This is a genomic window from Legionella bozemanae (genome assembly GCF_900450575.1).
In the GTDB taxonomy this organism is placed as follows: Bacteria; Pseudomonadota; Gammaproteobacteria; order Legionellales; family Legionellaceae; genus Legionella; species Legionella bozemanae.
The window spans coordinates 2,717,903-2,729,245 of record NZ_UGGY01000001.1 but is presented as its reverse complement, the minus strand read 5'-3'; the positions used below and the strand labels follow the sequence as shown (position 1 = coordinate 2,729,245).

The window sequence follows — 11,343 nt, the reverse complement described above, 5'->3', positions numbered from 1 at the left end:
TTATCCTGTTAAGCCCAATGTAGTTAAAAGCATATCAATCATTTTGATGCTAATAAAAGGTACAATTAATCCACCTATCCCATAGATGATTACATTATTTCGCAGAAGTTGTGCTGCAGGAAGACGTCGGTATTTAACCCCGTGTAACGCTAAAGGAATGAGAAGAACAATAATAATTGCATTAAAAATTACTGTGGAAAGCACTGCCGTTTGTGGTGTTGAAAGGTGCATAATATTGAATGTATTGAGGACGGGATAAGTAGTTCCAAATGCGGCAGGTAAAATGGCAAAATATTTAGCTATATCATTGGCGAGGCTAAAAGTCGTCAGAGCTCCACGTGTCATAAGCAGCTGCTTACCTATTTCCACGACTTCAATCAATTTAGTTGGATTTGAGTCCAGATCCACCAAATTACCTGCTTCTTTTGCTGCTTGTGTTCCTGAATTCATTGCAACAGCGACATCCGCTTGAGCAAGTGCAGGTGCATCATTGGTTCCATCGCCAGTCATCGCCACCAAATGGCCTTTAGCTTGCAGATCGCGAATTAAATTGAGTTTATCTTCGGGTTTTGCATTGGCAAGAAAATCATCTACTCCTGCTTCACCAGCAATTGAAGCTGCGGTTAGAGGGTTATCGCCTGTTACCATAATGGTTTTAATACCCATTTGCCGCAACTGCGCAAAACGTTCACGAATTCCTCCTTTAATAACGTCTTTAAGACGAATGATACCCAATATTTTTGGGCCTTCAGCAACAACCAGAGCTGTTCCTCCTTGACGTGAAATAATCTCAACATTGGTTTTCACATTTTCAGGAACGCTGCCACCTAACTGATTGATGTATTCTTCAATCGCTTCAGCTGAGCCTTTACGAATTTGCCGGGTGCCGAGATTTGCTCCACTCATACGTGTTTGTGCTGTAAAAGGAATAAATGTTGCTTTCAATTGAGCAAGTGCTCTGCCACGTAATTTATATTTTCTTTTAGCAAGAATAACAATACTTCGGCCTTCTGGAGTTTCATCAGCTAGAGACGCTAACTGAGCTGCATCGGCTAACTCTGTAATATCGACTCCTTCTGCGGGAAGAAATTCAGTTGCCTGACGGTTGCCTAAAGTAATTGTTCCTGTTTTATCAAGCAATAAAACGTCGATATCACCTGCAGCTTCAACTGCACGGCCGGATAAAGCGATGACATTCGCTTGAATCATTCGGTCCATGCCAGAAATACCAATTGCAGAAAGCAGTCCGCCAATAGTTGTTGGAGCCAGACAAACAAAAAGGGCAACAAGCACCGTGATTGAAATTACCGAACCCGTTTTAGATACTGATACACTATAAATAGAAAAAGAAAGTAAAGTACTACAAACCACTAAAAACACGATGGTTAAAGCGGCAAGTAAAATGGTCAATGCAAGCTCGTTAGGTGTTTTTTGTCTTCTTGCTCCTTCTACTAAGGTAATCATTCGATCCAGAAATGTTTCCCCTGGATTGGAGGTAATACGAATGATAAGCCAATCAGAAATCACTTGCGTGCCTCCAGTTACTGCACTACGGTCTCCACCACTTTCACGAATTACTGGCGCACTTTCCCCAGTTATAGCACTTTCATTAACCGAGGCAATCCCTTCAATGACCTCTCCATCACTGGGGATGAAATCACCGGCCTCAACCAGGACCAGATCCCCGGAACGTAATTGCACTGAGGGAATAATAGTGAATTTTGCACTTTTCGATTTTTTTGTTAATTTTTTAGCCTGAATTTCCTGACGTGCTCGCCGTAGCTCTTGAGCCTGGGCTTTGCCGCGACCTTCCGCCATAGCTTCCGCAAAATTGGCAAACAAGAGTGTAAACCAAAGCCATAAACTAATCGCAAGGATAAAAAATGGTGGGGCCTCCCCATCTCCCAGAAGTGCTTTTATAAAAAGAACTGTAGTGATAATTGAGCTGACGTATACGGTAAACATTACGGGATTTTTTATTTGTATATGAGGTGTCAATTTAAACAATGCATCGAGTAACGCAGTTTTGATAATGCCAAAATCCCAAATGGAGTGCGATTTAGTATCCATATTTCCCCCAAAGCATCAAATGTTCCGCAATAGGACCAAGAGCAAGAGCCGGTAAAAAGGACAATGCGCCAAGAACGATGATGATACAGACTAATAAAGTAATAAAAAGAGGTGTATGAGTTGCTAATGTACCTGAACTGTTGGGAATCCTTTTTTTCCTGACGAGTGAGCCAGCAATTGCCAGGGCCGGAATAGCGAGCCAATAGCGGCTAATTAACATCAGCATGCCACCCACAATATTATAAAAGGGGGTATTGGCATTTAAACCGGCGAAAGCGCTGCCATTATTATTTCCCATCGAAGTAAACGCATAGAGGATTTCTGTAAAGCCATGTGTCCCGGGATTGGCTATGGAGCTTGTTCCTATATCTGTGACTGAAGCATAGGCTGTAGCGATAAGCACAATTAAAGGCATAATTAAAACAGAAATGGACGCCATTTTCATTTCATAAGGCTCGATTTTTTTACCTAAATATTCAGGAGTTCTGCCGACCATAAGCCCTGCAACAAATACAGTAAGAATAACGAACATCAACATGCCATATAATCCGGAACCAGCGCCACCAAAGCTGACTTCATTTAAATGCATCATCCATAAAGGAATTAAACCGCCAAAAGGCGTAAATGAATCAAGCATGGAGTTGACTGAACCGTTGGAGGCCGCAGTTGTAGCAGTTGCCCAAATTGCCGAATTGACAATGCCAAAACGAGTCTCTTTGCCCTCCATGTTTCCTGCAGGATAAAGTTCAGGTTGGGCTGTAGTATCAATCCCCATGTGTTGAAATGCAGGATTTCCTTTTTGTTCAACTATTGCGTCAAATATTAAGCATGGAACAAACAGAATGGACATGGCGATTAATAGTGCCCATCCTTGTCTTTTATCATGTACTAAAGTGCCAAATGTAAAGCAAAAAGCTGCCGGAATCAGTAAAAGCGCTACCATTTCCAGAAAATTGGTGAGTGGATTAGGGTTTTCAAACGGATGAGCCGAATTGGTATTAAAAAAACCACCCCCATTAGTACCTAGCTGTTTAATGGCAACTTGTGACGCTACAGGCCCCATCGGAATAATTTGTTCTGTTATGCGTACAGATGTTGTTTTAGAATTGCCTTGATTATCCGAGACAGCTTGACCTGTTACATCGGTTGCAGGTTTCTGATAAGTAAACGGCTGAGTCAAGTTAATTTTTTGATAGGGCTTAAAATTCTGAATGATGCCTTGTGAGCACAAAATGAGAGCAAAAATCAATGACAAAGGCAATAAGATATAGAGTATTCCGCGAACAGTATCTACCCAGAAATTCCCTAGACTGTTACTTTCATGTTTTACGAGTCCCCGTATTATTGCAATTAATAAAGACATGCCCGTCGCTGCTGAAATAAAGTTTTGTACTGTTAGGGCAAACATTTGTGTGAAATAACTCATCGTTGCTTCGCCGCTATAGGCCTGCCAATTTGTATTGGAAATAAAGCTTGCAGCGGTATTAAATACAAGTTCAGGAGAAGGAGAAGCAAATTCTTGAGGATTCAGTGGTAGATAGAATTGGATACGTTGTACGAGGTAAACGATGAGTAATCCTACTAAATTAAGAAAGAGCATGCTCGATAAATAGGTTTTCCATCCCATTTCCTCTTGAGTATGAATGCCGCAAAGTTTATAGATTAGGTGCTCAAAAGGTTTTAATAAGGTGTTTAAAAAACAGGGTCGGTCTTGATATACCCGTGCCATGTACCAGCCTAAAGGTTTTACAAGAAGCAATAAAAAGCACAGATAAAACGCAATTTGCAGGAGACCAGGTTTTGTCATAGGGGTCCATTCCCATATTTAAATTAAAAATCCACTGATTAGAATAATTCGGGCTTGAATAATACAACTAACAAAAAAATTAATAAGCCGAAAGCAATGATTCCACAGCTTAAATACAAGCTCATGATTCGCTCCTTGATAAATAATCATAGAATCTGATTAGCCCAAAGGATAAGCTAAAAAAGAACAGTGTGAGAAAAATTAATAAAATATCCATTTGAGCGAACGTCCGTTTTGTAACTATATATTTAATTATAATACTAACTTAGGTTTAACTATTTGATTATAGTGGTTATATATAAAAAAAATAGTCGGATAAGTAAGGAGTGATCCCGTGCGCAGTAGCAAATCATCCAGGCATGTATCTTGTTATTACTTATTTAATGGTAAGGAAGTAAATAAAAAAGGGCGTATTATTTTAATACGCCCTTTTATGGAATCCGGATAGACAGTAAGATTGAGTACAGTCCTGTTTACCAAGGTGGACTCCTCCGGAGTGTTTTAGGCTTCTTAGTACACGCTAAGCTTGCACACCGCACTCTCAATCTGGCTCCCTAAGTAATGATGTTGGCTGAACAATGTGTACTGTCTATGATTCTATGATAGGCCAGTCTTGCTCCTAATGCCACATAATTTCCATGGTTTTTTGCAAAGATTTCGTTAAAGTTGGAAAAACAATGTGCAGCTCATTGAATTAGTGAGAAAAATGAGCGGCATGCGGATGGCACAATAGGGATACTATTAATCGTGTAGCCTGAGTGCAGCAAAATGGAACCCGGGTTTCGCTTCGCTGCACCCAGGCTACGAATTTTTAATTCTCTTGCCTAACCCTGTCTTTTGATACCAAAGAAGGGAACGCCGACGTAAGGTCTTCTTACTGTGTAACTTCGGGGACTTTTGCCCGTTTGCAGGAAAAGTTGGGTGTAATAGAGTTTACCTTGCTTATCGCGGGCAATACCTATACCTGTCAGATTATAATTTCCTACAATATTTCTTCGATGCCCCGGACTTTTAACCCATTGACTGACTACAATTTGAGCTGTCTTGTAGTTGTATGCAACGTTCTCGGCTGCACCTCCAGTATTTTTAATTTGTGAGCGCAATTTAGCAACACGCTTTCCAAAGTCTTGATGACCAAAAGGCATGCGATGATTGGCCATGTCCTGAGAATGTTGCCTGGCTTGAATGACCATACGATTGTCCATTGTTAGCTTGGATAAACCATGTTTCTGCCTGTATTCGTTTATATAGAATAAAACAGCATTTTGGATGGCAGTATCACTATCAACGTGTTTTGCGGCTGCGTAAGTACAGGGTAATAGGCTAAAAATGAGGGCGCTTAAAATAATTATTTTGGATTTTAAAGACATAAATATTCTCTTTGTGTGGAAATAAAAATTGATGGAATATTGACTAAAAAAAGGTCTTTTGTCCAGGGTTTTTATGTGACAAATAAACTCAAAATAAATCAATAATAATCACTTTGATTTAAAAATGTTATATGATTCATTTTGAGACAGTAGGCTAATGGCTTAGGTTGGCTATAGCATCCTTTAAGTCTTCAACTTCGCCGGAATAATGAAAGTAAATTCGTTTTTTTGAGCAGTCTATGATGCACAGCGGTTCTTGAGGTTGATCGCCAAATTGTTTAAATATCCAGAATATCCCTTCGCCATGCTGGCTTTCTATTTCTTTTAATAAATCCACCATCCTATCTTTTTCCAAGGCGGAATGAGGGCAATTTAAGCCTGATGCGCCATGAGTGATTTTATAGGCATAATGTTGTTCTTTCATGATAATACTCCCTGCAATTCAATAGAGAAGCAGATCCATTTTGATTACATTATAGCCTAATATCGCTGTGTGACGCGTAGTATGCATTCAGTTTGTGGGCATAGGAGGAATGTAAACAGTCTGAATGAGGAGCACTTATAGGTTAACCGATAATCCCAAGAGTACGGCATGTAAGGTAGGAATGTTAGATAATTGCTCTCTTTTAGAGTAGGTATCCAAATGAAAATTTGGTCCATTCCCGCTGAATATTCCTTGATACAGTAAGCTTAGGCTGGCTAATGCGGTGATTGGATAACCAAATCCAGCCTGTACTTCACCTGCTAATTGAGAAATATCGTTCAAAGGAACACGCTTATCCCGCCAATGTCGGTAAGCAAGGCCACCTTTTAGTTGAGCAAAAAAAGCACTATTGCCCAAGGGATCGCTTTTGCTGGTTATCAATAAATCCAAGGTAGGGGCAAGAGTAGTTTGCATAGGAATCCATTTTTTAAGGGCAAGAAAAGTTTCTTGGGGCATGTTCAGTTTTATGTGAGTACCCGTTTGCAGTCCTAATTCCAAGCCTAAAGCAATATTTCCCGCAAGCATCATTTCATTGGCTAGCGCTAATCGTCCTATTGGGACATTTTTGTCTCTGGATGTTATCTGATAATTGCCTGTACCAGCACTTGCAGTAACAGACCATGGCTGATCTTGTGATGTCAGTTTAGGGAAATAATCACCAGCGATTGCATTAAATGAGAATAAAATTCCTATTACAATTAATTTCATATGCCATATCCCTAAATGAATTGTTCATAATCTCTTGCATGCCCACAAATAAGGATTTTCACTTCCATCATTGCAAAAGCACCTATGGGAATATTAAACATAAAAAACGGCAGGTAATTCAGTCGTATGTGCTCAGTCTCGTATGTGGCGCATCATATGAGTCTGCGCTCAAAATCCAACCGTACGAGTAAACATTAACTTGGGAACCTGAACTGATTTAACTGCCATTTATCAAACTTGGCGGAGAGAGAGGGATTCGAACCCTCGATACGTTGCCGTATACACACTTTCCAGGCGTGCGCCTTCGACCGCTCGGCCATCTCTCCCAATTTGGGCAAGCTTATACAGGTCAGATAATAAAATCAACCCTTGGCCCAAATTTATGATTGATATTGTATATACTATGAATAAATAGACTTTAATACTGTTGCGATACATTAATACTGTTGCGATACATTTTGATGTTGTCTGCCTTTGAGACAAAACAAATTTGTTGCTATGCTCTAAATAAAAGGATTGAATCATGTTAGTAAGAACTTTTATTTTCATTCCCAGCCTGATTTTATCAAATTCTCTTTGGGCTACTGAAGTGACTTGTTATTACACTTTAGTTAAAGATAATTGTTGGACCGATTATAATGTGTCAGTAGATGTAATGGATGCTGTAACTGCCAAAGTTTTAACAACAGTTACTGTACCTGCTAAAAAATCCTGGACCCGTCAGACTTTTCCTTGCACACCAGGTGAGAAATTAATGTATAAAGCTCAGTTTTCCCCAGTTTTTTGGCAAAGTGACGAAGGGAAAACTTATATTGCTAAAAATTATTGGTCTTTACCCAATTCAATAAATCCTGGTGATTCAGCTTGGAACGTGACTGTTTGCTTTTCTAGTGATTTCTCACTAGTCCCTCTTCCTCCCAAGGGGGCAGGTAATTGCAGTTGTAATTTTAGTGATATTCCAGCAATACCTCCAAAAAAGATATAAATGGCATTAATTTTTATCTTTGTGTATGATTCTCGTTACAACAGCAACTTTTTTTAGGAAAGGTTTTTCCTTGTTTTGTTGACGGAGCGACTGATGATTACTCTTAGAAATAAAATTGGTCAAATGTTGGTTATGGGATTTGAGGGCTGTGACCTTCATGACAAAAGTCCTGTAGCTGAGTGGCTTTCCACAGATGGATTAGGCGGCGTTTTGTTATTTGATCAAGATGCTTCTACGGGTATATATGGTAAAAATTTAAAAAACCAGGCGCAAATCAAACGTTTAACGCATCAACTTAATTATTATTCTGCAGAAATAAATTACAAAAATAATGGTTCGCCTTTATTAATTGCAATAGATTATGAAGGAGGAGCCATAGATCGATTGTCTCGGGTTGAAGGATGTATGCCGACTATGAGTGCGCATAGCATGGCCCAATTATCAGCTGAGGCTTTACAGGCTGAGTTAACTCAAATGGCATTTACATTAAAATCTTTGGGTTTTAATCTTAATTTTGCTCCAGTTGTTGATTTGCATTTACAAGATGAGCAAGGAATTATTGGAAGTTTACAGCGTAGTTTTTCAGCGGATCATAACGATGTAATTCATTTGGCCAAAAAATTTGTTGATGTCTTTTATCATCATGGTATTGCATGTTGTTACAAACATTTCCCAGGCCATGGTAGCGCGGTGGGCGATACTCATAAAGGATTTGTCGATGTTACAAAAACATTCCATAAAGAAGAGTTGGTTCCCTATTACCAATTAGTGCGCGATATTTATAAACCAATTATGATTATGACAGCACATGTAGTGAATAAGCAGTTGGATAATCAGGGGTTACCTGCAACCTTATCTCATGAAATTTTAACAGGTGTATTGCGTGAGACTATAGGCTATGATGGAGTAATCATTGCAGATGACTTACAAATGCAGGCAATCTCAGATCATTATTCGCTTGAAGATGCTTTATGTCTGACAATCAATGCTGGAGCAGATATGCTGATCTTTGCGAATCAATTGGCAAAAATTACGGCTCCTGAATTGATTGAGATCATTGAACGTTTGATTTTTGAGCAAAAAATAGAACAGCAGCGTATAGAAGATGCTTACCGCCGGATCATTCGTTTAAAGCAACAAATCAATTGTATTGAATTGGTTGATTAATCGTTTTTGCCATTTAAAATTTCTTGACGAACCTATCGAATGTGTTAGAATATTTCTCATTGCACATATTTTAATCATACAGGTGTAAGGTTATATGTTAACTCACTCGAATCAAACGACTCATCGTTCCACTCTCGCTCATTTTAAACTCCTTTCTTGTTGTTGCTAACCCACTCTTTTAATTCATTTTTTTTATTTTTTAAGGATCACCAACATGTGTGCAGCGCATCAACAAAAAAAATTTATTTTCAGCACTCCTTTGATTTACGCTTTAATGATAGGTTTGGGTATTGTGAGCGGGATGTCAAATATAGTTGTTTTGAAAGAGACTGGTTTATTGATTTCTGATTTGTTTATTAAGTTGTTCAAGTGCATTAGTTTACCCATTATTTCTTTATCGATAATTGTTACCTTGGCAAATTACAAAACTGATGGTTTCATGAAAAAAATTTGGCAACGAACGATTAAGTATACTTTTTCTACTACAATCGTAGCTGCAGTGATTAGCTGTTTGCTTTACATTTTAATTCAACCCAGCTCGGTTCAGGTTGATCTCGATGCACATACAGTCAAGTCAGCGAGTAGTTTAGGTTATTTAGGATATCTGGCAAATATTATACCTACCAATTTATTATCTCCTTTTCTTGAACAACAAGTAATGGGGGTATTGTTCTTAAGTATTATTATCGGTATTGCCGTGCGACAAATTCCTGATGAGGAGTCTCGTGAGACCATTACGCGTTTTTTCCGTGGTGCGCATGGTATGTTTTTAGTCATGACACGTTGGATTATCACAGTAATTCCATTGGGATTATTTGGCTTTATTACGTCAACCGTTGTGCAGTTGCGCTCGGGTATGGATATTAAAGGCATAGGTGAATATTTACTGATTGTTGTTTTAGCTAATTTAGTTCAAGGTTTTGTAGTATTACCTTTATGGTTAAAAAAGAATAAGATTCAGCCTTTTGCCGCAATGCGCTCCATGCTTCCTGCATTATCAGTAGCTTTTTTCTCCAAGTCTTCAGTAGGGACATTACCTGTCACAATGAATACTATAGAAAAGAATTTGCAGGTAAAACCATCGGTAAGTCGTTTTGTTTTACCTTTATGCACCAGTATTAATATGAATGGTTGTGCCGCCTTTATTTTTGCTACAGTGATTTATTTAATGCAGAATCACGGTATGCCAATTTCTTATGGCACAATGGTTTTATGGGTGTTCGTTGCCACAGTAGCTGCTATTGGAAATGCCGGTGTACCTATGGGATGTTTTTTTCTGAGCATTAGTTTGTTATCCAGCATGAATGTCCCTATTGTGCTTATGGGGGTTATTTTACCTTTCTATGGTTTAATTGATATGCTGGAAACTGCTTTAAATGTTTGGTCTGATGCATGTGTGACTAAGATTGTGAATGATAAAGCCATTGCTGAGGAACAAGGTGAATTAAAGCCCCGAAAGGTATCTGCATTTGAACCGGAGTTGGGTTAGGGGTATTTGTATGTAGCCTGGGTGCAGCGAAGCGGAACCCGGGATCAGTCATGCTGCATTTCCCGGGTTCCGCTTCGCTGCACCCAGGCTACTTTTTATTCATAATTTTACGAAGCGACCTCAGAATAGTTTTCTTCACTGCCAATTGTTCCCGCTCGCTTCAAGCATCGATGATTTTCATAGGGTTCACAGAAATGTGAAAAATATTGTTTCAAGTTCGAGACAAATATTTCCTCATTATCCATAAGAAAAATTTTTTCAGGCAGTAGTTCAACATAATTTGAATCTCTTAAGACCGCTTTATAAATAGAGCTTGCATGTGAAGAAACCCATTTATCCAGGAAGGGAAGTATTTTATCAGGATCAGGAGTAAAGAAATTTTGATAAATATCACTAAATAACTTATTTTTCATTTCGTAATTGCTTTTGAAATAGAAACTACTATGGTCTTTTCTATATTCCGTAAAAGGAGGTCTATTGGGTTTTTTTTTCATTCCTGCAGCAATCTCTAAGGAAATGACGAGACCTTTTGCAGATTCAATTTTGTATTGTGTTCCTAACAGATCTGCACCATTATATTCACTGAGATAGGATTCCAAGTACGTAATTGCTTCATCACTTAAAGGGTCAAAATAACTGTTGATAATGAATTGGGTTGCCAATTTAGTTTCTGGGTTATAATAACAACTAATATAAATTGCATAAGAAAATTTTTCATTTACTATATGTTGTACTAAGATTTTATCAATTTGATCATTCACCTCATCGCAAGAAAATTGCTGGCTTTCTATATTTTTCTCCATACGAATGATTTGAGTAGGATATTCAATGCTGCGGGTAAGCAACTTATTTTGTTTTAAATTTTCTGTTTCGTTAGAGTATGTGATGACATGGCTGTTTTTATTCTCCGGATTTTGTGAAATGGTTAAAGTAGTAACATCATCTTGAGTCTGGCTGAAACTATATAGTGGTATTAAAATGAGGGAAGTAACCAAATAATTAACTTTCATAAAACACTCCTTTTTTGTCAGCCCCAGCATTGCGTCCTGCAAAAAAATCAAAATTTTTTACTGGGTACTTTGAGTATAGATGAGTGGGTGAAAATTACTCTAAATGTTCATTAGACTTCTTCCCAAACGCTACTGAGGAGGCGGATTGTTTCATCGATGTGGTGCTCAAATTCTCATGTGACTGCGTGTACACTCCGGTTTTCCGCTCCGCGTCTCCTTGCACGTCACTCCCTTCGGACTTATTTATGAGTAT

10 protein-coding genes, 1 tRNA gene and 1 other RNA gene are annotated in these 11,343 nt (G+C 38.5%); 3 read left to right on the top strand and 9 right to left on the bottom strand.

All coding sequences use genetic code 11. The annotated features are described in order from the left end of the window. From kdpB to DY223_RS11965, 8 genes are all read right to left on the bottom strand, one after another. On the bottom strand, positions 1-2,070 hold the full coding sequence (gene kdpB, locus DY223_RS12000; protein ID WP_058460189.1) for a potassium-transporting ATPase subunit KdpB: 2,070 nt from the start codon (positions 2,068-2,070) through the stop codon (positions 1-3). Continuing rightward, positions 2,060-3,877: a potassium-transporting ATPase subunit KdpA gene (kdpA, locus tag DY223_RS11995; RefSeq protein ID WP_058460190.1), complete on the bottom strand. Its 1,818-nt coding sequence runs from the start codon at positions 3,875-3,877 to the stop codon at positions 2,060-2,062. The genes kdpB and kdpA overlap by 11 nt, the downstream gene beginning before the upstream one ends. Before the next feature lie 38 nt (positions 3,878-3,915). Next, a complete protein-coding gene (kdpF, locus tag DY223_RS19825; protein WP_064115071.1) occupies positions 3,916-4,002 on the bottom strand; it encodes a K(+)-transporting ATPase subunit F in 87 nt (28 codons plus the stop codon). Positions 4,003-4,319: 317 nt separating this feature from the next. Then, positions 4,320-4,471, bottom strand: a non-coding RNA gene (gene ssrS, locus DY223_RS11985) — 6S RNA. A 230-nt stretch (positions 4,472-4,701) separates the two neighbouring features. Beyond that, the gene (locus DY223_RS11980) at positions 4,702-5,247 is read right to left on the bottom strand and encodes a CAP domain-containing protein (protein WP_058460191.1); all 546 of its coding nucleotides are present in this window, start codon (positions 5,245-5,247) and stop codon (positions 4,702-4,704) included. 154 nt (positions 5,248-5,401) lie between these two features. Continuing rightward, complete coding sequence (locus tag DY223_RS11975; protein ID WP_058460192.1) at positions 5,402-5,671, bottom strand: hypothetical protein; 270 nt, start codon at positions 5,669-5,671, stop codon at positions 5,402-5,404. A 135-nt stretch (positions 5,672-5,806) separates the two neighbouring features. Then, positions 5,807-6,439, bottom strand: coding sequence for a hypothetical protein (locus tag DY223_RS11970; protein ID WP_058460193.1), 633 nt, complete (start codon positions 6,437-6,439; stop codon positions 5,807-5,809). A gap of 238 nt (positions 6,440-6,677) precedes the next feature. After that, positions 6,678-6,765 (bottom strand) — tRNA-Ser (locus DY223_RS11965). 197 nt (positions 6,766-6,962) lie between these two features. Here DY223_RS11965 and DY223_RS11960 point away from each other — a divergent pair. The 3 genes from DY223_RS11960 (at position 6,963) to DY223_RS11950 (ending at position 10,080) form a co-directional block, all read left to right on the top strand. Next, positions 6,963-7,424, top strand: coding sequence for a hypothetical protein (locus DY223_RS11960; protein WP_058460194.1), 462 nt, complete (start codon positions 6,963-6,965; stop codon positions 7,422-7,424). A 93-nt stretch (positions 7,425-7,517) separates the two neighbouring features. Further along, a complete protein-coding gene (locus DY223_RS11955; RefSeq protein ID WP_058460195.1) occupies positions 7,518-8,591 on the top strand; it encodes a glycoside hydrolase family 3 N-terminal domain-containing protein in 1,074 nt (357 codons plus the stop codon). Positions 8,592-8,805: 214 nt separating this feature from the next. Then, the gene (locus tag DY223_RS11950; protein WP_058460196.1) at positions 8,806-10,080 is read left to right on the top strand and encodes a dicarboxylate/amino acid:cation symporter; all 1,275 of its coding nucleotides are present in this window, start codon (positions 8,806-8,808) and stop codon (positions 10,078-10,080) included. Positions 10,081-10,187: 107 nt separating this feature from the next. On the opposite strand, the gene DY223_RS11945 is transcribed toward DY223_RS11950, so the two are convergent. Further along, complete coding sequence (locus DY223_RS11945) at positions 10,188-11,090, bottom strand: Lpg0189 family type II secretion system effector (RefSeq protein ID WP_058460197.1); 903 nt, start codon at positions 11,088-11,090, stop codon at positions 10,188-10,190. Positions 11,091-11,343: the final 253 nt, after the last annotated feature.